At 67.9% G+C, this 23,946-nt stretch carries 19 protein-coding genes; 7 read left to right on the top strand and 12 right to left on the bottom strand.

The window, feature by feature from the left end; translation table 11 throughout:
- Positions 1-5: 5 nt before the first annotated feature.
- On the bottom strand, positions 6-2,114 hold the full coding sequence (locus tag DAT35_RS31085; RefSeq protein ID WP_233261828.1) for a helix-hairpin-helix domain-containing protein: 2,109 nt from the start codon (positions 2,112-2,114) through the stop codon (positions 6-8).
- Between the two features lie 175 nt (positions 2,115-2,289).
- Between DAT35_RS31085 and DAT35_RS31080 the strand changes: the two genes are divergently transcribed.
- Both DAT35_RS31080 and DAT35_RS31075 read left to right on the top strand, forming a co-directional pair.
- A complete protein-coding gene (locus tag DAT35_RS31080; RefSeq protein WP_108071769.1) occupies positions 2,290-3,063 on the top strand; it encodes an alpha/beta hydrolase in 774 nt (257 codons plus the stop codon).
- Positions 3,064-3,109: 46 nt separating this feature from the next.
- Complete coding sequence (locus DAT35_RS31075) at positions 3,110-3,646, top strand: DUF2378 family protein (RefSeq protein ID WP_108071767.1); 537 nt, start codon at positions 3,110-3,112, stop codon at positions 3,644-3,646.
- Between the two features lies 1 nt (position 3,647).
- Here DAT35_RS31075 and DAT35_RS31070 read toward each other — a convergent pair whose 3' ends face one another.
- On the bottom strand, positions 3,648-4,808 hold the full coding sequence (locus DAT35_RS31070; protein ID WP_108071765.1) for an acetyl-CoA carboxylase biotin carboxylase subunit family protein: 1,161 nt from the start codon (positions 4,806-4,808) through the stop codon (positions 3,648-3,650).
- A 133-nt stretch (positions 4,809-4,941) separates the two neighbouring features.
- On the bottom strand, positions 4,942-6,126 hold the full coding sequence (locus DAT35_RS31065) for an epoxide hydrolase family protein (RefSeq protein WP_108071763.1): 1,185 nt from the start codon (positions 6,124-6,126) through the stop codon (positions 4,942-4,944).
- A gap of 92 nt (positions 6,127-6,218) precedes the next feature.
- Here DAT35_RS31065 and DAT35_RS31060 point away from each other — a divergent pair, with 92 nt between their 5' ends.
- Together DAT35_RS31060 and DAT35_RS31055 are read left to right on the top strand one after the other, a co-directional pair.
- The gene (locus tag DAT35_RS31060) at positions 6,219-7,004 is read left to right on the top strand and encodes a TetR/AcrR family transcriptional regulator (protein WP_108071761.1); all 786 of its coding nucleotides are present in this window, start codon (positions 6,219-6,221) and stop codon (positions 7,002-7,004) included.
- 284 nt (positions 7,005-7,288) lie between these two features.
- Complete coding sequence (locus tag DAT35_RS31055) at positions 7,289-7,873, top strand: head protein (RefSeq protein ID WP_108071759.1); 585 nt, start codon at positions 7,289-7,291, stop codon at positions 7,871-7,873.
- A 133-nt stretch (positions 7,874-8,006) separates the two neighbouring features.
- Here DAT35_RS31055 and DAT35_RS31050 read toward each other — a convergent pair whose 3' ends face one another.
- Positions 8,007-9,581, bottom strand: a complete 1,575-nt coding sequence (locus tag DAT35_RS31050; protein WP_108071757.1) for a DEAD/DEAH box helicase — start codon at positions 9,579-9,581, stop codon at positions 8,007-8,009.
- 148 nt (positions 9,582-9,729) lie between these two features.
- Between DAT35_RS31050 and DAT35_RS31045 the strand changes: the two genes are divergently transcribed.
- Positions 9,730-10,521, top strand: coding sequence for a hypothetical protein (locus tag DAT35_RS31045; RefSeq protein WP_108071755.1), 792 nt, complete (start codon positions 9,730-9,732; stop codon positions 10,519-10,521).
- A 42-nt stretch (positions 10,522-10,563) separates the two neighbouring features.
- On the opposite strand, the gene DAT35_RS31040 is transcribed toward DAT35_RS31045, so the two are convergent.
- From DAT35_RS31040 to DAT35_RS31035, 3 genes are all read right to left on the bottom strand, one after another.
- Positions 10,564-10,839, bottom strand: a complete 276-nt coding sequence (locus tag DAT35_RS31040) for a hypothetical protein (RefSeq protein WP_108071753.1) — start codon at positions 10,837-10,839, stop codon at positions 10,564-10,566.
- 154 nt (positions 10,840-10,993) lie between these two features.
- Complete coding sequence (locus DAT35_RS61090; RefSeq protein WP_233261827.1) at positions 10,994-11,320, bottom strand: hypothetical protein; 327 nt, start codon at positions 11,318-11,320, stop codon at positions 10,994-10,996.
- Positions 11,283-11,819 (bottom strand): hypothetical protein, encoded by a 537-nt coding sequence (locus DAT35_RS31035; protein ID WP_233261826.1) that lies wholly within the window; start codon positions 11,817-11,819, stop codon positions 11,283-11,285. Before DAT35_RS31035 ends, DAT35_RS61090 begins: the two co-directional genes overlap by 38 nt.
- 363 nt (positions 11,820-12,182) lie before the next feature.
- Here DAT35_RS31035 and DAT35_RS31030 point away from each other — a divergent pair, with 363 nt between their 5' ends.
- On the top strand, positions 12,183-12,563 hold the full coding sequence (locus DAT35_RS31030) for a VOC family protein (protein ID WP_108072150.1): 381 nt from the start codon (positions 12,183-12,185) through the stop codon (positions 12,561-12,563).
- 267 nt (positions 12,564-12,830) lie between these two features.
- Here DAT35_RS31030 and DAT35_RS31025 read toward each other — a convergent pair whose 3' ends face one another.
- The 4 genes from DAT35_RS31025 to DAT35_RS31010 all read right to left on the bottom strand — a co-directional run bounded on the left by DAT35_RS31025 (position 12,831) and on the right by DAT35_RS31010 (position 17,278).
- Complete coding sequence (locus DAT35_RS31025) at positions 12,831-13,127, bottom strand: cupin domain-containing protein (RefSeq protein ID WP_108071751.1); 297 nt, start codon at positions 13,125-13,127, stop codon at positions 12,831-12,833.
- Between the two features lie 74 nt (positions 13,128-13,201).
- Positions 13,202-15,328, bottom strand: a complete 2,127-nt coding sequence (locus tag DAT35_RS31020; RefSeq protein WP_108072148.1) for an ATP-binding protein — start codon at positions 15,326-15,328, stop codon at positions 13,202-13,204.
- Positions 15,329-15,629: 301 nt separating this feature from the next.
- Positions 15,630-16,370 carry a dienelactone hydrolase family protein gene (locus DAT35_RS31015; protein ID WP_108071749.1) on the bottom strand — a complete coding sequence of 247 codons (741 nt, stop codon included), beginning with the start codon at positions 16,368-16,370 and terminating at the stop codon, positions 15,630-15,632.
- A gap of 86 nt (positions 16,371-16,456) precedes the next feature.
- Complete coding sequence (locus tag DAT35_RS31010; RefSeq protein WP_108071747.1) at positions 16,457-17,278, bottom strand: AraC family transcriptional regulator; 822 nt, start codon at positions 17,276-17,278, stop codon at positions 16,457-16,459.
- Positions 17,279-17,538: 260 nt separating this feature from the next.
- On the opposite strand from DAT35_RS31010, the gene DAT35_RS31005 reads away from it, so the two are divergent.
- A complete protein-coding gene (locus DAT35_RS31005) occupies positions 17,539-23,190 on the top strand; it encodes an AAA family ATPase (protein ID WP_158501964.1) in 5,652 nt (1,883 codons plus the stop codon).
- A 39-nt stretch (positions 23,191-23,229) separates the two neighbouring features.
- Here DAT35_RS31005 and DAT35_RS31000 read toward each other — a convergent pair whose 3' ends face one another.
- Positions 23,230-23,832 (bottom strand): alpha/beta fold hydrolase, encoded by a 603-nt coding sequence (locus DAT35_RS31000; protein WP_108071743.1) that lies wholly within the window; start codon positions 23,830-23,832, stop codon positions 23,230-23,232.
- Positions 23,833-23,946 lie beyond the last annotated feature (114 nt).

Genomic DNA, 23,946 nt, shown 5'->3' with positions numbered 1-23,946 from the left:
TCCATCTAGAAACGGCTCTCCAGCTCCAGCCGGAAGAGGTGTTGCGGCGGCGCGGGGGGCGTGCGCGAGCCCACGGGCGCCTTCAGGTCCAGCGCGAGCTCGTACCGTGTGCGAGCGGTCAGCCCGGAGACGGCGGCCCACGCCACCTCCAGCGAGGCGCGCAGCGTCTGCGTGAGCCGGGTGTTCTCGGAGAGGTCCTCGTCCTGCCAGCTCGCGCGCCCGTGAAGGCGCAGCGACGGCAGCGGACGGAAGAGGAGCTCCAGCTGGGCCCGGCCATCCTGTTGGAAGGTCTCGGAGCGCTGGCGGGTGCCCACCAGGGTGTGCTGGTACTGCACGGCCAGCGACAGGCTCTCCGTGGCCTCGAATCGCACGCGGCCCGCGACGCGGTACTGCTCGCCGGCGCACTCCGTGTCTCCCGAGAAGCACAGCCCGGGCCCGTTCTGGCCGAGGTCCTTGTTGCGATGCTCCACCCACACCGAGGGCTGAAGCTCCGGCACGCCCACGTAGTCCACCCGCGCGGAGGCCCCCAGGTGGACGGCGCCAGGAGCCTCGCCCCCGGGAGGCTGCGTCCACACATCCATCCGTCCCACCAGGCGCCACGCACCGTCCTCCGTGCGATGGAGGTAGCGCAGCCGGGCGCCCAGCTCGTTGCTCGCGCGCAGGCCCTCGGACTCGTCGGGGCCGGAGACGGCGCGGCTGTAGGGATTGGTGAAGTCGCGCCCGTAGTAGCGCAGCGTCAGCTCCAGCTCCCGTCTCGAATCACCGAGCACCGTACGCTGGACGGCTCCGAAGCCACTGCCCGAGTGCGCCCCCTCGAAGAACAGGTCCACCGGCCCGGAGCCCCATGCGGCCTCCACGCCCACCGCGCCGTAACTACCGCCCTCGGGGTAGCGGGAGTGCTCCTGGAAGTCGAGCGACACGCCCTCCACCGCCCACACCGGCCACGCGCCCCACCCCGTCAGTCCCACACGGGCTCGCGGGGAGAATCCCACGGAGGCATGGCCGCCTCCGGCCAGCTCGTGGAACACATCCGGCAGGGTGCGCGAGACGAAGCGCGCGGCTCCTGGCACCTGCATCCCAGGGAGCACGGCGAGCACGTCCAGGGCCTTGCCGGTCTTCGTGTCCAACAGCTCGTATTGGGAGAGGTCTCTCGACTGGTACGAGCCGAATCCCGTGAACGACAGCACCACGCCCTCCGCCTGCCCATGCACGGTGCCCACCACGCCGCGAAAGCCCTCCGTCCAGCCGAAGTCCGGGGTGACGCGTCCCTGCTCACGCTCGCTCGTGCAGGCGCCCGTTCCCGTCAGCATGCAGCGCCGCTCGGAGCCGCTGGGCGCGCGAAAGCCGTCGTCGGGCATAAAGCCCTCCGGTGCCGGGCGGCCCGTGGTGTCGAGGGTGAGCCGCTGTCCGAAGCCCAGCCGGTACGTCCCCACCAGCACCGAGACGTGCTCGCCCTCCCAGCCCACGTGGAGCTTCGGCAGTTGGAGCGCCGCGCTGGGAAGTCCAGCCACCAGCGCCCGGCGTCGCGAGTCGTAGCGCACCGGGCCCAGGCGGCGCCGGGTCAGCGAGACCACGCCTCCGCCCTGGAATCCCAGGGGCCCGTCGATCCGGGCCTGGAGCAGCACCGGAGGCACCAACGCATCCGCCGCGCCATAGGCGGTCGACAGCCGCACGCGCCCGGAGACGACCCCCTTCCCGCGCTCCTCCCCCGCGAGGAAGGGCCTCAACCGTTGAAGCTGCTCCGCGGTGAGCACCCCGGCGCCCACGAGGTCCTCGGGCGCGAAGGAACCCTCCACCTGCTCCCGGTACGCGAGCAGCGCATCCACCTGCGCCCACGTGAGTCCCGGCAGCGCGTACAGCGCCTCGCGCGTGGCCGTGCCCGGGTCCACGCCCGTGCGCAGCAGCTCCCGCAGCGTCTCGAAGTCCTCCTCCGGGAGCACCCCCTCCTCGTACAGCGCACGCAGGTCCGCTTCGTCCTCGATGACGAGCTCGACCGCATACGGCTCGGCACGCGCGCCGGGCGCGGCGAGGAGCAACCACATCATCAGCAGGGCAGGCAGGCGGGCACGTCGCACGCGGCGGGCGCTGTGCACGAAGGAGACCAACGAGGACACCTCGGGCGCCCCACCTCCGAGGTGTCCCGGGGTGGGACAGCCCATCCAGGCTGGGGACGCGAGGCCCGCACCCGCCCACACCGCGGGCGTAGCGGCTCCGTCTCGCAGAGGGTTGGCCGGAGATGCCAGGGCCTACTATCGTTCGGCCCTGCCGCCCGTCGGCGCCCTACCCCCCATGGGTCACGTGCACATCATCCGAAACTTCCACTCCCCGCAGGAGGGCTTCACCCGCACCGTGCGCATCTACACGCCGGAAGGGTATGAGCAGGCCCCCCAGCACCGCTTCCCCGTCCTCTTCATGCACGACGGGCAGAACGTCTTCGCCCACCCCGAGTCCGCCCTCTTCGACACCTGGTGCGCCAACCTCACCCTGGAGAACATGGTGGGCGAGGGCCGCGCGGAGCCGTGGATCATCGTGGGCATCGACTCGGGACCCGGGCGCGTCGAGGAGTACTCGCCCTGGGACGAGCCCCGCAGCCACAGGCGCGGCCGGGGCGAGGCCTATGCCCGCTTCCTCGTCGAGACGCTCAAGCCCTACGTCGACAGCGTCTACCGCACGCGCCAGGGCTCCGAGTGGACGGCCGTCATGGGCTCGTCGCTGGGCGGGCTGATGTCGCTGTACCTCGGCTGGAGGTACCCCGAGGTGTTCGGCCGCATCGGGGCGCTGTCGCCCTCGGTGATGTGGAGCCAGTACCAACTCTTCCAGCACTGGACGGTCCACAGCCGGCGCTGGTCGCGCATCTACCTGGACGCCGGGACGGACGAGTGGATCGACCCCGGCGGCGTCCCGCTGCCCTACGGAGAGGCCACGCGCGACTTCTACTTCCACCTCAAGCGGCTGGGGTACGCGGACCACGAGCTGGCCCTGGTGCTCGAGCCGGGCGGGCTCCACCACGAGACCGCGTGGCAGCGGCGGCTGCCGGTCGCGATGGGCTGGCTGCTGGGATGACGGAGAGGTCCAGGTGCGGCCTCGCGAGGTAAAGCGAGAAGACCGGATGGTCTTCGTGCAGGTGGTGGAGGGCCTACTCCGGCATGGAGTGGGAGAGCGCGTGACGCCCCGGCTGCGCGAGCGGCTGCGGCAGGTGGGGCTGGACCTGGACCGGCCCCTGCTCCCGGCGTACCGGGCGGTCATGTGGCACCGGTGCCTCCACATCATCGTCGAGGAGGTGTACCCGGGCCTGCAGCGCGAAGAGGCCTTCCGCCAGCTCGCGGCGCACCACGTGGAGGGCTACGGCCAGACGCTGGTGGGACGGGCCTTGATGAGGCTGCTGAGGCTGCTCGGCCCGCGGCGCACGGTGTACCAGATGGCCCAGGCGCTGCGGGCCTCGGACAACTACACCGAGGTGCGGCTGACGCAACTGGGGCCCTGCAGCTACGAGATGTGGATGAACTCGGTGCTGGACACGCCGGGCTACGCCGAGGCGCTCTTCGTCGGCTTCCTGCGGGCCAGCGGCGCGGAGGAGCCCCGTGCGTCCATCGTGCGCAAGGAAGAGGAGAGCACCACCTACGTGCTCACCTGGACGGAGCGCTGAGTCAGGCGGGGGCCTGGATGAGGTTCACGGCCTCGTGCATGGAGGCGAGGTCCTCGTGACGGGTGAGGTACATCTCGTTGCCCATGGCGCTGTGGTAGACGGCGGGCATCTCGCGGTGCAGCAGGAGCGCGTCGCCGAGCTTCGTCACCAGCTCCGCGTGGGAGTAGCGGTAGCGCCGGTTGGCGCGCCGGGCGCTGTGGCACACGTGGTACTTCGGCGTGTAGCGGAAGTCGCGCACGTCGTCGCCGGTGAGGAGACGGGCCCAGAGCCGGTACACGTCGATGTCGCACGCGTAGTTCATCATGTCCGTCATGAAGCCGCCGGGCGGGCGCAGGTTGGCCTCGAGGGCGACGTAGCTGCCATCGGAGAGGCGGAAGAACTCCAGGTGGAACCAGCGCTCGCGCAGGCCGAGCGCGGCCACGGCGCGGCGGCCGAGCGTCTCGAGCTCGGGAGGAATCTCCTGGAGGCTCCAGAAGGAGATGTCGCGCTGCTCGAGCACCACCTCCATGACGCCGGAGCTGTACTCGTGGCTGAGGCGGAAGACGATGTGGCCGTCACGGTCCACGAGCCCGTCATAGGTGACGATGGTGCCGCTCACGAAGGCCTGGGCCACGTAATGGGGGAGCGGCGAGGCGAAAGCGGCATCGACCTCGGCATCCGAGGAGACCTTGAAGGTGCGGGCGGCGCCGACGCCAACGTCGGGCTTGAGGACGAGCGGGTAGCCGACACTTCGGGCGAAGGCCTTCACCCCGGCGGCATCCTTGAGGGGAATGCCATCGGGGTGCGGGACGCCCGCCTTCTTGAAGACATCGCGCATGCCCAACTTGGTGCGCAGGCGGGCGATGTCCGCGGGCAGGAGGCCGGGGACGTGGAAGTCCTCGCGCAGGCGGGCCTCCACCTCGAGCCAGGTCTCATTGAGCGAGTCGATGCGATGGATGCGGCCGTGGCGCCAGGTGAGGTAGCCGGTGGCGCGCAGGAGGGCGCCGTAGTCGTGGAGGTCGGGGGTGAAGAAGTACTCGGAGAGGGACTCGCGCAGCTCGTGGCGGAGGGAGTCGTAGGGGGCGTCGCCGATGCCCAGGACGCTGACCCCGCGCTCGCGCAGGGCGGTGACGAAGTGGAAGAACTGGGGCGGGAAGTGGGGAGAGATGAAGACGACGTTCATGGGCGGGCTCGGGCGGGCCTCCTGAGCGGCACACGACCATAACGCGCCCCGGGGCTCCTCCCACGTCCCGATGGGGCCCGGGGTGAAAACCCGGACACATCCCTCCACCTACAGGGACCCCCTCGGGGCGTGCTCAGCGCAAGCCGCGGAAGAACTCCCGCACGTCGCCGATGAGAAGCTCGGGCACCTCCAGGGCTGCGAAGGTGCCGCCCCGGTCGAACTCGGACCAGTGCACGATGTTCTTGTTGTCGCGCTCGGCGAACCGGCGCACGGGCCGGAGGATGCCGCGGGGGAAGACCGCCACGCCGGTGGGGACCGTGGACGGCTTCACCTCCACCGACAAATCCACCTCATCAGGGGAGTCCGGAGTCTCGACGAAGGAGCGCGCCGACGAGTTGGCCGTCTGGGTGAGCCAGTACAGCGTCACGTTGGTGAGGAGCCGGTCCCGGTCGACGGCATCCTCGGGGGTGTCGGTGGAGTCAGTCCATTCCTTGAACACCCCCACAATCCACGCGAGCTGGCCCACCGGCGAGTCCGTCAGACCGTAGGCCAGCGTCTGGGGCCGGGTGGATTGGATCTTCTTGTAGCCGTACAGCTCGCGCATGTAGTGGTCCATGTACGCCAACCGGGACTGATCGATGTCGCTCAGGCCGATCAGCTCGGAAGGCTCCCCACACGGGAACGTGATGAGCCCGTTCGTGTGCACGCCGATGACCCGCTCGGGGGCAAGCAAGCCGAGCTCGCGGGAGATCCACGAACCCCAGTCGCCCCCCTGGGCGCCATAGCGCCGGTAGCCGAGCCGGTTCATCAATTCGGCCCAGGCTTTGGCGACGCGGCGAGTCCCCCATCCGGCCTCGCGGGTGGGCCCGGAGAGCCCGTAGCCCGGCAGGGAGGGAATCACCAGGTGGAAGGCGTGCGCGGGGTCACCCCCGTGGGCGCGGGGGTTGGTGAGCGGGCCGATGATGTCGAGGTACTCCACGACCGAGCTCGGCCATCCGTGGGTGAGGATCAGCGGCAGCGCGTCGGGCTCGGGCGAGCGCACGTGCAGGAAGTGGATGTTCTGCCCGTCGATGGTGGTGGTGAACTGCGGGAACTCGTTGAGCCGCGCCTCGTGCTCGCGCCAGTCGTAGGTGGTGCGCCAGTACTCGGCCAGCTCCTTCAGGTAGCCCAGTGGCACGCCGTACTCCCAACCGGCTCCCGGTATCTCATCCGGCCACCGGGTGCGGCGCAGCCGCTCGCGCAGGTCGTCCAGCTCGGCCTGGGGAATCGCGATGCGAAAGGGTCGAATCTCCTCGTCCACCAACTGCTTCGAGCCCATGCGAACCTCAAAACTCCGTATGCGGTACGGAATTAACCGTAACACAAAACCGTACGGCGTACAGAGTTTTCATCAGAGGGCAGAATGAGGGGGTGAGCACCGAGTACAGCGGAAGTGGAGATCCCCAGCGAACCATCGAGCTGCTGTGGGGGAGTCAGCAGCGCCCGAAGCGAGGCCCCAAGCCCCGCCTGACGGTGGAGCAGATCGCCCGAACAGCGCTGGAGGTGGCCGATGCGGAGGGGTTGGCGGCCTTGTCCATGAGGCGGGTCGCCGACGAGCTGGGGGTGGCCACCATGTCGCTGTACACGTACGTGCCGAGCAAGGCGGAGTTGATCGACGTCATGCTGGACACGGTCTACGGCGAGACGGCGAGACCCGAGGAGGTGGCCGGGGGATGGAGGGCCCGGCTCGAGCAGATCGCCCGGGAGAACTGGGCGCTGTACCACCGGCACCCGTGGATGCTGCAGATCGCGACGAGCCGGCCGGTGATGGGGCCGAACCTAATCGCCAAGTACGACTACGAGCTGCGCGCGGTCTCCGGAATCGGCCTCACCGAGGTGGAGATGGACTCAGTGGTGAGCCTGGTGGCCGGACACGTGGAAGGCGCCGCACGCCGCGCGGTGGAGGCCGCGCAGGCCGAGCAGCACACCGGCATGACGGACGAGCAGTGGTGGGCGGTACATGCCCCGCTACTGGAGAAGGTCCTCGACGCCAGCCGCTATCCGACGGCGGCCAGGGTCGGGGCGGCGGCGGGAGCCACGTACGGTGCGGCCCACGATCCCCAGCACGCCTTCGAGTTCGGCCTGCAGCGAGTCCTGGATGGCATCGAGGTGCTCATCCAGGCGCGCGCGGAACGGCCCGGTCCGTCCGGCCCCTGACGCGGCGCTTTCGCCTACCGGCCCCGCCGTCCTCCGCCACCACGGCCGCGCGGAGACGGGCCCGGCCCGCGTGAAGAACCACCCCTGCGCTCTCCGCCCCTACCCCCCGGGCGCTTCGTGCCACGGGGGCGAGACGGATGCGGGCGACCTGTTGCTCAGTCTCATTGCGGAGACGGCTCGGTTGCGGACTCTTCTGTCCGACGCGGTATCTTGGTGCCAATGACTGCATTGGTATCGTCCGAAGCTGTTTGCAAGCCTCAAGGCGACAAGGTAGCGGTGGCTCCGTGACGATTCTTGACCGCATCCTTCAAGCGCAGGAACTCCTGGGAAAGAGTCATGACAGCTCCCCGTCATCAGAGGAAAAGGAGTTGCTTGATCTCGCCATCGACGCGCTCTGGTTCATCTGGCGGGATGGCTTGTCCGACCAGTTCGAAGACTATCGGAAGGATATCCAGTCAGACGCTCCAGCTCGAGTGGTTGCTGCGTTCGACACCCGAGAGGATGCAGATGCCTGGCTAGCAGCGAATCCAAGGCCGCCTGGCTCAGCCTATGTGTTGGTTGCGGACGAATACCACATTGTTGTGTATTTTCGAGATCGCAACTACCGCGCGCTGATTCCACACCCAACCCTTGAATTCCATCTCGAAGAGATGATGCGGGATGGCCTCCCGCCAGCAGCGGTTGTATTCAATACTCGCGGGGAGGCAGACGCCTGGTTCAACGGTCAGGCCGAGCCCCCGGCCCAAACCGTCATTCAGATCGGCGGCGAGCGATACCTCGCGGTGTATTACCGAAATATCAATCACCGTGCCCTTTTCCCCTTCTCCCTTGTCAAGAGGAAGAAAGAGAAAGAGGGGACGGGGCCATAGAGGCGGCGACCCGAGGGGGGCGTCTTCCAAGCAACCAAGACCCAGGTTTGGCATTGAGTCGCGGGACGAGGCTTGCACGCAGTTGCTGGCCGCTCTGGAGTCGGCTCCTTGCTACAGAAGCCGACGCCCTCGCCTACCGGCCCCGCCGTCCTCCGCCACCACGGCCGCGTGGAGACGGGCCCGGCCCGCGTGAAGGACCGCCCCTGCGCTCTCCGCCCCTACCACCCGGGCGCTTCGTGCCACGGGGGCCACTCCGCTCCTGGCCGGACCCTCGACGGGAGCCCTCCTGCCGGGGCGCTCGCTCCGAACGGGGGAGCCCCTCTCTCTTCCGGCGAGGAGCCGTGCCGCGCTCGCGCCCGCCCTCCCTGGCATCCGGGCGCGCCGCCCCGCGAGCGGAACCCCGGCCCCGGCCCGGTGCCTCACGGCGGCTGCTCTCCCCGCCACGGCGCTCATGAGTCTCGCGCCCACCACTCACACGGGCGGGGCGTGCGCGGGTCGTCTCCGGCGCACGAGGCCGCGTGCGGACCTCGGGCTCCAGCAGGTCCAGCTCATCCTGCTCGGGCTGGGACGCCTCCAACTCCTCGACGAAGACGGGGTCCTCCCGCGGCACCTCGGCGCGAGGCAGGGACATGCGGATGATGCGCTCGATGGCGCGCACGGTCTCCTCGTCCCGCTCGGTGATGAAGCTCGAGGCACGCCCACTCGCGCCGGCCCGAGCCGTACGGCCGATCCGGTGGACGTAGTCCTCCGGCGAGTGGGGCAGGTCGAAGTTGATGACGTGGCCGATGTCCTCCACGTCCAGCCCGCGCGACGCGATGTCGGTGGCCACCAGGCAGCGGTACTGCCCCTTGCGGAAGCCCTCGAGCGCCTGGCGGCGCTGACCCTGCGTGCGGTCGGAATGGATGGCGGCGCTCTTGTGGCCCGCGCGCTTGAGCACCTCCAGCACCTTGTCGGCGCGCTCGCGGGTGCGGGTGAAGACGATCGCGCTGAGCTGGTCCCTGGCGAGCAGGCTGAGCAGCAGCGGGTACTTCTCCGCCGGCTCGACCTCGTACGCCCGCTGCACGGCGCGAGCGGCGGGAGTCCCACTCGGGGTGACCTCCACCCGGACGGGCCGGCGCAGTACCTCCTGGGCGAAGCGCGTCACGTTGTGGCCGAGCGTGGCGGAGAAGAGGAGCGTCTGACGCCCGTTGGGGAGCGCGGCGAGGATCTGCTCCAGCTCGGGCATGAAGCCCATCTCGAGCATCCGGTCCGCCTCGTCGAGCACGAGCATGCGCACCCCCGAGAGGCTCACCGCGCCCGCCTTCAACAGGTCGGCCAGCCGGCCCGGGGTGGCGAGAATCAGGGAGGGACGCTGGCGGAGCACCTCCACCTGCGCGGCCATGTCCGTGCCACCGATGACCACGGCCTGGGAGACATCACGCGCGCCACCGAAGAAGGCGGCCTCCTGGGCGATCTGCTGCACCAGCTCGCGCGTGGGGGCGAGCACCAGCCCGGCCGGGCCCTGCGCACCGGCGAGGCGCTCGACGAGGGGCAACAGATAGGCCGCGGTCTTGCCGGTGCCGGTGACGGCACAACCGATGACATCCCGCCCGGCGAGCGCCGGGGGAATGGCCTGGGCCTGGATGGGCGTGGGCGAGACGAAGCGGGCGCGCCGCACCGCGCCGAGAGATTCAGGAGAGAGGCCGAGGGACTTGAAGGAGTTGCTCACGGGAGAGGGGCTATCACGCCGGGGTACACGGGCGCCACCTGGGTAGGACGCCCGAGCGCCACCATGCAACTCCTGGAGCGGGGGCGCGGCCCGGTGCAAACAAGGGCAGCAGTCCCCGAGTAGGCGGGGAAGCAAGCGAGGAGCACACGTGACAACGGAGAAGAAGTCCGAATCGGGATGGGAGGAATCGGAGCAGTTGGGGCCGTACCAGCTCCACGAGCAGGTGCAGCAAGACCCGCCAGGCCAGGGGGAGCTCTACCGGGCCACGCACGAAACGAGCGGCGCGGCGGCCCTGGTGCTCAAACCCGCCAAAGACGACTCGGTGCCCAGGAGCGACTGGGAGATGCGCTGCATCTCCTCGGGCGATCCCAACTATCTCGCCGTACAGGTGGAGCGCTCCCCCTGGACCTTTGCCCCCGGCAAACGCTCCGCGGAGGAGCTGGTGTTCGCGTTCGAGGACCTGCGCGACGGAGTGAGGCGCATGGCCGAGCACGTGCCCACCACCCATGAGCCTCGCGGCCGGAGGCGTCTGGCTCTGGCACTGGCTGGAGCCGCTGCGGCGTGCGCCCTGCTCTTCGTCCTGGCCCACCTGTTCCCCGCCTCGCAACCACCAGACAGCCCTGACCCCATGGCGAACGCCGAGCCCGCGCCCGTGAGCCAAGAGGTGCCAACGGACACCCAGGTTCCACTGACGGAGCTTTCGCTCCTGGGCCCCGTTGATGGGGGACTTCTTGCCCTCGCTCATCCTTTGCCGAGCAAGCCCTACAAAGGGCAGAAGCGCCCTCCCTGCAGACCCCGGGTCGAGATGGAAATCAATGGCGGCTGCTGGGTGCCTCACGAGCTGAAGGCACCGTGCCCGGAGGATCTCTACGAGCACCAGGGCAAGTGCTACACGGTATCCATGCAGCCCCAATCGCCGGCCCAGTCGCTCGAACCGTGAGCAGCGCAGGGCATTCTCGCATCATCTCCAGCCCAGCCACCTTTACGGCGCGTGGGCCTCCGTCCCCGCGTCGCGACGAGGGGATGGGGGCACGAAGAAGCCAATCTTCTGGAGGCAGGTGCCACTCGCGTCGCAGCGATACTCGGCGAAGCTCCCACACCCCGCCATGCTCCAGACCCCACCGACCTTATCCCCCGTGACCTGAGCCGCCGGACAGCCGTACTCCCGCGCGAACTGCGCGACGAGCTGCGCGGGCGGTTCGCGTCGGCACCCAGCGAGAACGAGCATCATCCCAACGAGGACTGGCAGGAGCTTCATACGAGAGGCCTTAACACAGGCCGACCTCCTCCTGCACAACGGCCGATGTTGGCACGAGGCCCGAGGTTCTCCGAAATACGGCGGGGCCTTCTGGCGGAAATACCGGGAGAACCCGCTCGTCATCGCCCTGAGCGGCCAGAAGTAGCCTGCGGCCTCACTGGCCCTCCTGTGGTTCGTCGTCTTCCTCTTCGTACCCGTTGGACATGGAAAGCGGGTAGAGGGCCCGGTGGTTGATGTTGGGATGATACACGGCGAGGTAGAACTCACCGGCAATCGACACCCACGCCCATCTGGCGGGCGAGGGCTGCGCCTTCAACCATGCTTCTGCTTCCTCGAGGCTAGCGAAAGACGCGGTCGCGACGGGAGGCGCCTCTTTTTTGAGATCAGCCAGGTAGTACTCGAGACTGCGTTCGGGCAGCAGGCGACGGAAGTTCCTTTCACGGTCATAGAACACATTGTGAAAGCGATTCTCGATCAACACGTGGGCAAACTCGGGGGGGACTGGGATGGTTTCTGAGCCAAGATTCAGCGTCCCCCCTCGTATCGAAAGAGGCAACGACATGAGGGGGTGCATTCGTCTCGACGGCCTCGAGATACTCACCGAAGGTGCCGTGCTGACCGGTTGAAGAGATGAAGTGAAGCGTATCGAGAATCACCTGGATCAGCGCTTTCTCCTCGGTGGACCCGGCCTCGTCGCGAAGCTTCGTGAAGAACCCCGCCGTTCTGTCCATGCGTTCCTTGAGGTTCGCGAGGCCATCTTGAGCTGGTTCGACAGTGCCAATTACGCGCGCGGGAGAGGGAGCGCCAGACTCGAAAGCCTTGCGGAAGTCTTCGAAGTGATACCGTTGGCCGGTAAACCAGACGAAGAAGATAGCATCTCGCGCCAGCGCCAGAATCCGTTTCTGCTCAGGAGGCGGATCCTCGCTCCAAAGCCTCCCGATCACCTCTTGTGGATCTGAAAAAACGGAGAAGGACGTCATGGCTTCACCGTCGCGAGCTGGGTTTCGGAGGGAACATCACAAGAAACAAGGAGGAGGCCAAGGCTCAAGACCGTGAGCCTCCAAGGAATCGAAGCCGCTGCCATATCGGGCGAATATTCCCTTCGCGCGAAGGGCTGTCCAGCAGCAACTCCAAGCCCTCAAGCTGCGTCCGGGCTCCAGGGGCACGCAGTGGCAGCAGGTGCAGCGAGCGGGAGCTCATTGGCATGGAATGTGGCGGTTGAAGCCTCACCCCCTTACCAGATTGCCGACGGTCCCTTGGGCGTGCTGAACTCAGGGCCAGCATCGAGTGACGCCGACGAGCCGTCCGGTGGCACAGCGATGCGGTACCACAAGGACCCATCCATGACCGTCCGGTTCAACCATACGATTGTCCCCGCGAAGGACAAGGTGCGCTCCGCGCAATTCCTCGCCGAGCTCCTCGGGCTCCCCGAGCCGAAACCCGCCGGGCACTTCCTCGCCGTCAAGCTGGATAACGGCGTGACGCTCGACTACGCCGAACCCGGCACCGACTTCCCCAGCCAGCACTACGCGTTCCTCGTGTCGGAGGACGTGTTCGACGCGCTGATCGCCAAGATCCGCGAGCGCGGGATCGAACACTGGGCCGACCCGCGCGGCCTGCGCCGCGGTGAGATCAACACCCACGACGGGGGCCGCGGGGTCTACTTCCAGGATCCGTCGGGTCACTACATGGAGGCCATCACCGTTCCCTACGGCGGCTGGTGATGGCTCACCCGCCAGTGGAGTGGGACTCAGGAATTGGCCACGCAAATCGTGGCACTCAGGCCTGAGTAGTAGCAGGCATCGACGTGGGTGGTCGACCCGAAGTGATAGCCCGTCGCGCACGTCGCGGTAGTGAGGCACACCGTATAAGAAGGCACGGCCCCCGGAGCAGGATTCGGAGTGCACTCACGCCTGTTGGTGTTTCCAGCCGGGGAACCGGCGCCGGGCCGGCAGTCCGCAGTCTCGCTGATCCCCGACACGTAGTAACACTCAGACGTCCACGATCACCAACGTGCCGTGACTTCCCCGCGCCACGGCATGCGGCGTACCGGCCTCGACCAGATAGAGCTCACCGGCGCGCACGTGGACTGGCTCGCCACGCACGGTCAGTGCCATCTCGCCCTCCAGGACCAACAACGCCTCGTTGTAGTCGTGGAGCTCCTCCTCGTAGGCCAGCGAGTCCATCCGGAGGACCTTGATCCGCGCTGGCCCGACCTGACCGAGCACGCGGGAGCGCCACGCGTCAGGCAGGCCCGCCGCGAACGCCTGTAGATTCACGACTGTCATGTAGCTCCTCTACCCATGGGGACGCCGGTCAGCATTTCACGGTGTGGCACGCCGCGTCGAGGCTGTTCCCAGCGCTAGGCAGGAAGATACGGCATCTCCAGCGTGAAGGTGGCCCCGAGCCCCGGCCCATCGCTGTGGACGGTGAGGGAGCCTCCCAATTCCTGGGCCGCCAGGGCGCTGGAGTGCAGTCCGAACCCGTGTCCCTCCTCCCGGGTGGTAAAGCCATACTGGAAGATGCGCGTGAGCATTTCCGGAGCAATGCCCATACCGTTGTCCTGAATCAGGATCCGCACGAGGTTGTCGGAAGTGCGCTCCAACCTGACGATGAGACGCCGCTCGCTCACGGGTACGGAGTCCATGGCGTACTTGGCGTTGCTGACCAGGTTGACCAGGATCATCAGGGTCTTGTGCTTGTCGGTGAGCAGCGGCGGAAGGTCGGCCAGCTGCCGCTCCACCTTCACCTGGTGACGGACGAGCCCGGCCGCGTTGATGCGCAGGGCATCCTCCACCAGCCCCGACAGGAGGACCGGCTCATGCAATCGCGGAGTCCGGGCGTAGTTCTGCTGCACCTTGACGATGTCTCCGATGTGCTCGGTGTACCGGCCCACGTCATCCAGCAGGGTGACAATATCCTGGCGGTCGTCCTGCAGGCTCTGTCCCAGCTTGTTGAGGAAGGGCATGAGGTGACGTCCACGCTCGTCATGGGTGAGGAAGGATGACAGGTCGGGCTGACGCTCATCGAGCATGTTGGCGACCCGGCTCACATGCTCGAGCCGCATCTCGTTCAACCGCTGTCTGGCGACCTGGGACGAGGTGTAGACGCTATTCAATACATTGCCAACGTTGTGCAACACATTGGTGGCGATCTCCGCCATGCCCGCGCGGCGCGCCGTCTGTACCAATTGTTGGTGGACCTCCTTGAGCTCCCGGGTGCGCTCCTCGACGCGATGCTCCAGTCCCTCGTTGGCTTGGCGCAGGTCCTCCTCACGGCGCTGGATCTGATCGGCCATGAGCCGGAAGGCGCGAGCCAGTTGCCCCAGCTCGTCCTCGCGTGTGGTGTCCAGTTCGACCTTGAAGTCTCCGGCCGCCACGCGATCGGTGGCCTGGGTGAAGGCGACCAGCGGATGGGTGATCTGCTGTCTGAGCACCCAGGACACGATGGCCAGCTCGAGGAACAGCGACACCATGCCGAGCAGCAGGACGATGCGCGCCGCCTGGAAGGCGGGGCGGGACACCGCGCTCTCAGGCAAGACGGTGACGAAGTACCAACCCGGGCCCTTCAGCCGTGCCACGGCGAGGTACTCCCCGTACTCGGGCAGTTCCAGCATGGCCTCGCCGGAGGGGCGCGTCCGCACCCGCTCGATGATGCTCCGCAGATGGGCCTGTTGCTCCACTGTGGCCTGGCTGGCGGCGTCCTCCCCCTTCAAGGCCGGATGGACGATGAGCTTGCCGTCCTCCCGGAAGACGACGTTGTAGGAGTCCGGCAGGTGGTCGTTGATGGTGCGGGCCATCAACTCCTCGATCGGGACATCATGGCTGATTGACGCGACATGGCGACCATCCATGTCCAGCGGGGTGGTGACCGTGGACATCGCCCACTGCGAGACCGGCTCCTTGTAGATGGGGGACCAGGTCGTCAGCCGCTGCGGGTTGTTCTCGGGCAGGCTGCCGGGAAAGAAGTCCTGGGTGATGATCGAGGTGGTGGGCTCGCTCTCGAATATCCAGTTGGCGCGCTCCGGCCAGTACATCGCGAGAGACCCCTCGGGCAGCGTGATGAAGGAGTCCATGAAGCGCGAATGAAACGCGGGCCCGTACTGGAGCAGCACCTCGTACGCGGCCAGGAGCCGGCGGCGCATGTCCATGTCGACGGGCACGCCCTTGGGGACGAAGACACAGGGCATCCGCGTTCCGTCGAAGTGCTCGGGACGGTTGCGGACCGCGCCATCGGGCATCAGCGCGAACAGGCTGTCGAAGCGAGCACTCACGTCCTCGTGCTGGTAGGCGCGGATCTTCTCTTCCAGGGCCTTCTTGAGGATGGCGTGGTTGTCCTCGGCCAACAGGAAGATGGCCTGCTCTCGCTGGCCGCGCTCCGCCACATGCTGATCCAACTGCGCGAGGGCCTCGGTGCGCAGGATGTGAAGCATGTGGAGGTAGCTGAAGAGGGTGCTCAGCGCGATGACGACGGCGATGCGTACGCCCATCTTGATGAGCGTGGACCGCGCCAGGGGAGTGCGGGGACGTGAGGATGTCTGCATGGTGGCGTGCCGACCAGGCTTGCTGGCCGCGGTCATGCGGCTCCTGTGCGACCGACATGCGCCGAAGCCCATGGGGGGGCGCGGTCGAAATTGGCGCTTCCGGACACGGGGTGGGTCACGGAAATTCCGCGCGGAACCGTGCAGGAAGAGGCCCGCTAGGACTGCGGGCCGAAAAGCTCACCCTCCCCCATCGCTCGTGGCATCAAGGCCCTGATGCCCTCCAGGAGAGCGAGTCAGTCCTCGGGAGCTAGGAGAAGACCTCCGTCAGGAAGGTCCGCATCGCGGCCCAGGAGCGCCGGTCGGCTTCAGGGTGGTGGACGATGCCGCGCTCGGGCATGTTCGCGCCCTTGAAGGTGAAGGCGTGCTGGGCGTGACCGTAGGCGTGGAGCTCCCAGGCCGCTCCCGCTCCGGTCAGCTCGCGAGCCACCGCCACCACATCCGCCGGGGGCGCCACCGGGTCCTCCCAGCCGTGGAGGATCAACACCCTGGAGGTGATGGGCGCCTGTGCCCCGAGGCCCGGCGGCTGGAGCACACCGTGGAAGCTCACCACGCCGCGAAGGTCCGGCGGCGCGGCTCGCGCCAGGTCGAGGACACAGAGCCCACCGAAGCAGTGACCGATCGCCGCCATCCGCCCGGTGTCGACTGCGGGATGCCGTCGGGCCGCGGCGAGCCCCGCCAACAGCCGTCGGCGCAACAGGGCCCGGTCCGCCATGAGCGGACCCATCAGCCTCGAGTTGTCACCCGTCTCGGAGCCACGCACGCCCTTGCCATAGACATCGAGAGCGAAGCCCACGTAGCCGAGCCCCGCCAGCTTCTCCGCCGTGGCGCGCGTGGCGCCGTTCAATCCGCTCCACTCGTGAGCGACCAGGACGCATGGACGGGGGTGGCCCGATTCCTTCGGGTAGGCGACGTAGGCTTCGAAGACGGCATCCGCCTCGGCGTAGTCGAGGTACTCCGTATGGAGGTTGGGAGAGATATCGGCCGGCATGGGCCCTCCTTCACAGTGAGGAGGGTGAACCTAGGTGCGGCCCGGGCCGTCGTATTGAACGAACGCGACATCGCCCGGCGCGGGGCTCAGAGGTAATGGGTGAAACCCTCGGGCCCGGCGTTCGGGTCCCGGGTGAAGTAGGCCGCCAGCTCCGAGGCGGAGGACCGGGCGTATTGACCGGGCGTCACTCCCAGGTGGCGCCGCCATGTGCGGACCTGGTGTGCCTGGTCGCTGAAACCCTCGAGTGGATCGCTCCGGCCCGTCTGCACGGCGTGGAGGCTGGCCTGCACCCGCTGCAGACCCAGAAGACGCTTGGGCCCCACACCCAGGTGCGTCTGGAACCAGCGCTCGAGCTGCCGGGGCGAGACCTCGGCGACCCGGGCGGCATCGTCGATTCGTGCCCCCTGCCGGAGCGTGTCGCAGGCGGCCGAGAAGCGAGCGAGCTCCGCCGGAGGCTTCGTGGCCTCGAGGCGTCCCAGCAGCCAGCGCTCCAGCCGAGCCGCAATACGCCGGGGTGCCCAGGCGCCCGCCAGGTCGCGCATCAGGGCATCCACCGCGCGTCCGCCCACCAGGGCGCTCAGGTCCAGCAGACGATCGGCGGACTCCGGGCCGGTCGCTGGAAAGAGATGCGCGAGGCCCGGGGGCGTCAGCATGACCATGACGAGGTAGGAATCGGGGCCGGAGAACCAGCTCCGCACACCGCTCTGCAGGCCCAGCAGCGACGCCTTGGGTACCGCGGCTCCCGATTCGCTGACGTTCGGACGCCCGATGTGGAGGGTCAGCACGGCCGCGGGGTGCGGACTCGTCCGGATGGGGCGACCCGCGTGGGCGCCCTCCAGGTCCTGAACGAACCAGTAGCCCAGCGCCAAGGAGGCGAGCGCGGGAGCAGGTGGCAGAGCCAGGAACATGCCAGGCCTTCTACCACGGCAGCCATTGCGAGCGCCGGGCCCCTTCCCCGTGCTCCAACGCCGCGCCCAAGCGTTCTTCGCCGCGGATGGGGAACAGCCCACATCACTTCCCCAGAAGGCACTCCCGGCTAGATGTTCAGAAGGCTTTCCCACCCGGGAGGGAGTGCATGGCGCAGCAGCCACCCGACGGGAGAAATTCATCCTCCACCTATCGGGCAGTGCGGGAACTCCACCGCGGGCGCCGGTTCGTGGTGACTCGAGTGCTGACGGAAGAAGGGGTCTCCCGGGTGCTCAAGAAGCCCCGGCAGGGCCCCCTCGCGGCCAGCAGCCTCGCGATGCTCCACCACGAGTTCGAGCTGCTCCGGGAGCTGAAGGACTGGGGCGTGCCTGGAGTGGTGAGGCCACTCGCGTTGGAAGAGGTAGCCGGGGACCCAGCGCTCGTCCTCGAGGACGCCGGGCCTCAAGATCTCCGGGAGTGGCTGAGACGCAATCCTCCCGGGATTGACACCTTCCTGCGGCTGGCACTCCAACTCGCGGAAATCCTCGGAGGACTCCACCGGCGCCACGTCATCCACCGCGACCTCAATCCTTCCAACCTCGTCATCGCGACCGGGCCACCGCGCCTCACCGTCATCGACTTCGACCTCGCCACGAAGGCCACCGGTGACGCCCCCATCGCGAGCATTCAAGGGGAGCTCGAGCTGACGCTGCCCTACATCGCTCCCGAGCAGACCGGGCGCATGGACCGCCCCGTCGATCACCGCGCGGATCTCTACTCCCTGGGCGCCACCTTCTACGAGCTGCTCACCGGCCAGCCGCCCTTCACCTCGACCGACCCCGTCGAGCTCGTACATGCCCATCTCGCGAGCCCTTGCCTCCCCCCGGCCCTCGCCAATCCCAAGGTCCCCAGGCTCCTCTCGGACCTCGTGCTCAAGCTGCTCGCCAAGATGCCCGAGGAGCGCTACCAGAGCGCGGAGTCCCTCCTGGCCGATCTTCAAGAAGCATGGAGGCGGCAGCAGAGCTCGGGGGAGCTCGAGCCCTTCGAGCTGGGCCGGCTCGACCTGGTCCGGCAGCTCTCCATCCCCGAGCAGCTCCATGGACGAGAGCACGAGCGGGCGGCGCTCGAGGCCGCGTTGGAGCGGGTCCGGACGGGCACGCATGAGACCGTGCTCGTCACCGGCCCCGCGGGCATCGGCAAGTCGGCGCTCGTCCACGTGCTGCGCTCACGCCTCGGACGCAAGGGCTGGTTCCTCTCGGGCAAGTTCGATCAGCTCCAGCGCAACGTGCCCTATGCCCCCTGGGAGGATGCCTTCCAGGGTCTGGTCCACCGATTGTTGAATGAACCGGCCACGGTCCAGGACAGGTGGCGAAGCCTCCTGATGAGCGCACTGGGAACCCAGGGCCACATCCTCCTGGGCATCGTCCCGGAGCTGGAGCAGCTCATCGGGCCGCAGCCTCCCGTGGAGGAGCTCCTCCCGGCGGATGCGGAGAACCTGCTCCATCTGACCTTCCGGGCATTCGTCCGGGCTCTGGCTACACCCGAGCACCCGCTCGTGCTGTTCCTGGATGATCTCCAGTGGGCCGACCCCGCCTCGCTCAAGCTCTTCCAGGGTCTCGCCTCGGACCCGAATGCCCGGCACATCCTGCTCGTGGGCGCCTACCGGGCCGATGAGGTCGGGCCAGAGCACCTGGTTGCCCGCATGCTCACGGCCCTCCAGGCAATGGGAGCCACGGTTCGCTCCATCGACCTGTCCCCGATGGACCTCGAAGCCCTCACGGCGCTCTGCCGCGACATCCTGCACAGTACGTCCGGGTTCGTGAGGCCCCTGGCCGAGTGCGTGCTGCGCAAGACCGCGGGCAATCCCCTCTTCGTCATCCGGTTCCTCAGATACCTCCAGCAGTCCGGCCTGTTGCGCTTCGACGCCGACCTCGGGACCTGGCAGTGGAACCTCGCCCGCATCGAGCAGACGGATGTCACCGAGAACGTCGTCGAGCTGATGATCGCGGCCATCCGTCAGCTTCCCGAGCGCACCCAACGGGCCCTCGAGGTCGCGGCCTGTCTGGGAAACCGGGTGGACCTCCAGCTGCTCGCGTCGGTAGAGGGCATGTCCGTGGCGGACGCGGCCGGGACGCTCTGGAGCGCCCTCCAGGAGGGGCTCCTCGTTCCCGAGCCCAACAGCGCCCGGTTCTCGCGCTTCGCACACGACCGCGTCCAACAGTCCGCGTACTCGCTCCTGTCCGAGGAGCAGAGGAAACGCATCCACCTCGACGCGGGGCGCCGGCTGCGGGGCAGCTCCGGGCGCGAGCTCGACGAGCGGCTCTTCGAGGCCGTGGAGCACCTGGACCGCGGTGCGGAGCTGGTGACGGAGGAGGCGGAGCGGCTCGAGCTGGCCCGGCTCAACTTCCGGGCGGGGAGCAAGGCCAAGGCCTCATCAGCCTTCCAGTCCGCGCTGGAATATCTGACGAGAGGCATCGGCTTCCTCCCACGGGGAGCGTGGCTCTCGAACCATGAGCTGGCCCTCCGGCTCCACCGGGAGGCGGCGGAGTGTGCCCAGCTCGCGGGCGCACAGCAGCTCGCCGAGGAGCTCCTCACCCCCGCGCTGAGCCACGCCGTGACGCGTCTCGAGAAGGCGGACCTCTACACCCTCCGGATGCTCGCGGCATTGGCCAGACTCGGCATGAACGAGGCGTTCCAGTGGGGACGCGAGGGATTGCGGTTGTTCGGTGTGGAGCTACCGGAGATACAAGACGCCGCCCGGGCCCTCTCGGCCGAGCTCGCCGCGGTGAAGGACAACCTGCGGGGCCGTCCGCTCGCGGAGCTCCTCGAAGCGCCCCAGGCAAGGGACCCGGAGCAGTTCCTGTGCGCGAGGCTCCTCTCGGAGCTCGGCACGGTGGCCTACTACGTCGACTCGTCCCTGTTCGGCTTCATCAATGCCCGCGCCGTCAACCTCTCCTTGAAACATGGCAACACCCTCTACACCCCGGCCTCCTATGTCTTGTACGGGTTGGTGCTCGGAACCATCCTGGGTGACTACGAGTCCGGCCATGCCTTTGGCCGCCTGGGTGTGGAGCTGTGCCAGCGCTATCCCGATCGCCGGCAGCGGAGCAAGACGCTCATCGCGTTCGCGGCGAACATAGACCATTGGCGCGCGCCGCTCCGGACGGCCATACCGCTCTACCGCCAGGTCTTCGCCGATGCGCTCGCGAGCGGAGATCTCTACCTGGCCTGCTACTCGCCCGCCATGGTGGTGTACACCCTGTACTCCGCGGGCGCCGGGTTCTCCCAGCTGCTCTCCGAGCTCGAGGAGAGCTTCGCCTTCGCCCAACGGATCAACTACCCGAGCTTGTTCAATGCGGTGCTCGGTTACCGCCAGTCCATCCGATGCCTGCAGAAACGGACCCATGGACGGACCCGCTTCGACGACGACGAGTTCGATGAAGAGACGTTTCTCCACTCAAACACATTCGCGGCCGAGACCTGGACTCTCTGCGTCTACAGGATGCTGCGCATGCAGGTGTCCTATCTCCTGGGCGACCTCGAAGAAGCCTGGGAGATGTCACGTGAAGTGGAGCAGCTCATCCAGCGCATCCCTGTCCAGGGAAACTTCCTCCTCGTGGATTGCCGGTTCTACACCGCGCTGACCCTCGCGGCCCGCTGCAGCAGAAGCCAGCCCACACAGAAGGCCCAACTCCTGGAGGAGCTCGCGGCCCACGAGCGCCAGTTCGCCTTCTGGGCCAACAACCGCCCGGTGAACATCCTTCACAAGCATCAACTCATCAGCGCCGAGCTCGCCCGCCTCGAATGCCGCCACCTGGAGGCCCTGCGGCTCTACGACAGCGCCATCGAAGAAGCCCATCGCGGGCAGTTCCTCCAGGACGAGGCCCTCGCCAACGAACTGGCCGGCCGCTACTACCGCTCCATCGGCGGCAAGCGCCTCGCCCACGTCTCCCTGCGCGCCGCGCTCGAGGGGTATGCACGGTGGGGAGCCTCGGCCAAGGTCTCCGCCCTCGAGGAGGAGTTCCCCGACCTGGTATCGGTTGAACCGGTGGCCTGGACGGCCCCGGCCCTCACCGCGGAGAGCACCGAATCGGGTGGCTCCACGCTGGATCTCCTCAGCATCTTCAAGGCCTCGGAGACGCTCGTGAGCGAGGTCGTGCTGGACCGTCTGCTCGAGAAGCTCATGGCGGTGTGTCTCGAGGCGGCCGGAGCCCGGCGCGGGGTCCTCGTGCTCGACGACAAGGGCACCCGGAGGGTACGTGCCGTGGGCTCCGTGTCCGAGCCCGTCTCGCTGTTGAACACGCCCCTGGACACGTCGAGCCATGCCCCCATCACCCTGCTCGAACACGCCTTCCGGACGGGAGACCCCGTCGTCCTGGCGGATGCCGCCCATCACGGCGAGTTCTCCTCCGACCGCTATGTGGCCCTCCACTCCGTGAAGTCCGCCCTGGCCATTCCCATCCAACGCTCCACCCGGACCGTGGGCGTCCTCTATCTGGAGAACAACCTCGCCACCCGCGCCTTCACCCCCGAGCGCGTCCGCCTCCTGCGCCTGCTCTCCTCCCAGATTGCCATCTCCCTGGAGAACAGCCTCCTCTTCGAGCAGTCACGGATTGAAGTGGAGGAACGCAAGCGCGCGGAGAAGAGCGTCCGCTACCTGGCCGAATGGAGTCTGGCATTGGCCGAGTCGCTGGACTTCGAGACCACCCTGGCCAAGGTGGCCCGCTCGGTGGTGCCCTTCCTGGCCGACTGGTGCGTGGTCACCGTCCTCGAGAAGGACGGGAGGATCCGTCCGGTGACGCTCGCCCATGTCGAGCCCACGAAGGAGGTGTTCCTGCGCGAGCTCATGGAGAAATATCCCCCGAGCTGGGACACGCAGGACCCGCTCACCCATGTGCTACGGACGGGAAAGCCTTTCCTCCTTCCGGACATCGACGAGTCCCGCCTGGAGGAAGTCAACCCTGGCCGGGACGCCACCTTCCTGGAGCTCCTTCGCGCGGCCACCCTTCGCACGTGCATGGTGATTCCGCTCGTGGCTCGCTCCAAGACACTGGGGGCCATCATCTTCGCCTCGGCGGCCGCGGGACGCCATTACGGAGAAGCGGAGCTGACCCTCGCGCAGGAGCTGGCGCGCCGGGCCGCTGTCTCCATCGACAACGCACGGCTGTACAGCGAGTCCCAGGATGCCATCCAACTGCGTGACGACTTCCTCTCCGTTGCCGCTCACGAGCTCTACACGCCCATCACCTCGCTCCGGCTCTCCGTGCAGGGACTGCTCCGTCGGAGCGGCTCTGGAATGCCCGAGACGTTGGCCCGGAGCATCCGCGGCGCCGAGGCCCAGACTCGCAGGCTCGCCCGGTTGATCGAAGAGCTGCTCGACGTCACCCGGATCCAGGCCGGCCGCCTCTACCTCCAGCTCGAGCAGGTGGAGCTCGCCACCGTGGTCCAGGATGTCCTCGAGCGCATGCACGAAGCGCTCTCCCGCGCCCACTGCCCGCTCACCCTCCATCTCCAGCCTGGCGTGGTGGGCCGCTGGGACCGCACCCGGCTGGAGCAGGTGGTCACCCACCTGCTGTCCAACGCCCTCAAGTTCGGAGCGGGCAAACCCATCGACATCTTCATCGAGCGCACGGAGGACACCGCGCGCCTGAGGGTGGTGGATCAGGGCATCGGAATCGCGCCCGACCGCCTCCCTCATGTCTTCGAGCGCTTCGAACGCGCGGTGTCGGTGGAGCACTATGGAGGCCTCGGACTGGGTCTCCACATCGTGCGAGAGATCGTCTCCGCGTTGGGGGGCTCGGTGCGGGCCCAGAGCGAGCCCGGTGTGAGGACCACCATGACGGTGGAGCTGCCATGTGCCGGTCCCCCCTCACCCAGGCCGGAAGTCTGTCTGGCCAGATGTGAGACGGCGTGAAGCGCCAGAGCATGATGCCCTCCAAGGACCGTCAGGCCTCTATTCGCGAAGATGCTCCGCGACCCACGGGGCGATCTCCGCGGCGCGGTCGCGGGAGAACGCATGGTCTCCGCCCGCCAGCACCCGCAACCGGGCCCTGGGCAGCAGTTGCTCGAGCCGGCGGCCGACCCCCACCGGGCTGATCGGATCGGCATCCCCCCAGAGGAGCAACGTCGGGATGGCGATACGGTGGAGCTCCGCCGAGAGGTCCGTCCGCTCCGTGAGAATCCAGTCCGCCGCGTTCGGATACTCCGCGCGATAGGGAATGCGCCAATCACTGGCGCCGAAGCCCGCCATATCCACACCGCCAGAGGTGGCCGTCAAAACCAGATGGCTGATGCGCTCCGGATGGGCGAGCGCCAGCCGCACGGCGACGACGCCCCCCATGGACTGCGCCACGACCACGCTCGGGCGCTCCAGCTTGCTGGCGGCATGGGCGACCGCATCCTCCAGGCTCTGGATGGCCGGGTCATGCGGCTCGAGACCTAGCCCCGGCCAGCTCAGATAGGTCTTGCGCCAGCTCGACGGCAGCAACGCGCCGAGCGGATACCAGAAGGACGCGGCGCCTCCGGCACCGGGCAGGAACAGGATGTGGGGTGACATGGCGCCAACGACAATACATCGTGGACGGAAGCCCGCATCCTGAATCCGCCAACCTTCGCGCCCCTTCAGTTCCGGGTCAGGCTGACATCATCCAGTTGCAGCCACGTGTCCGCG

Origin of the sequence: Vitiosangium sp. GDMCC 1.1324 (assembly GCF_003044305.1) — a bacterium.
Lineage (GTDB): Bacteria > Myxococcota > Myxococcia > Myxococcales > Myxococcaceae > Archangium.
Note: the sequence above shows the minus strand (reverse complement) of the source record. Positions and strands in the feature narration are given on the sequence as shown.

Bases quoted from the DNA above. Each gene is read 5' to 3' on its own strand.
- DAT35_RS31030 (WP_108072150.1), top strand. From the start codon at position 12,183: ATGACCGTCCGGTTCAACCATACGATTGTCCCCGCGAAGGACAAGGTG.
- DAT35_RS31025 (WP_108071751.1), bottom strand. From the start codon at position 13,127: ATGACAGTCGTGAATCTACAGGCGTTCGCGGCGGGCCTGCCTGACGCG.
- DAT35_RS31010 (WP_108071747.1), bottom strand. From the start codon at position 17,278: ATGTTCCTGGCTCTGCCACCTGCTCCCGCGCTCGCCTCCTTGGCGCTG.
- DAT35_RS31065 (WP_108071763.1), bottom strand. From the start codon at position 6,126: ATGGGCTCGAAGCAGTTGGTGGACGAGGAGATTCGACCCTTTCGCATC.
- DAT35_RS31020 (WP_108072148.1), bottom strand. From the start codon at position 15,328: ATGGGCGTACGCATCGCCGTCGTCATCGCGCTGAGCACCCTCTTCAGC.
- DAT35_RS31035 (WP_233261826.1), bottom strand. From the start codon at position 11,819: ATGACGTCCTTCTCCGTTTTTTCAGATCCACAAGAGGTGATCGGGAGG.
- DAT35_RS31000 (WP_108071743.1), bottom strand. From the start codon at position 23,832: ATGTCACCCCACATCCTGTTCCTGCCCGGTGCCGGAGGCGCCGCGTCC.
- DAT35_RS31080 (WP_108071769.1), top strand. From the start codon at position 2,290: ATGGGTCACGTGCACATCATCCGAAACTTCCACTCCCCGCAGGAGGGC.
- DAT35_RS31075 (WP_108071767.1), top strand. From the start codon at position 3,110: ATGGTCTTCGTGCAGGTGGTGGAGGGCCTACTCCGGCATGGAGTGGGA.
- DAT35_RS31070 (WP_108071765.1), bottom strand. From the start codon at position 4,808: ATGAACGTCGTCTTCATCTCTCCCCACTTCCCGCCCCAGTTCTTCCAC.
- DAT35_RS31040 (WP_108071753.1), bottom strand. From the start codon at position 10,839: ATGAAGCTCCTGCCAGTCCTCGTTGGGATGATGCTCGTTCTCGCTGGG.
- DAT35_RS31015 (WP_108071749.1), bottom strand. From the start codon at position 16,370: ATGCCGGCCGATATCTCTCCCAACCTCCATACGGAGTACCTCGACTAC.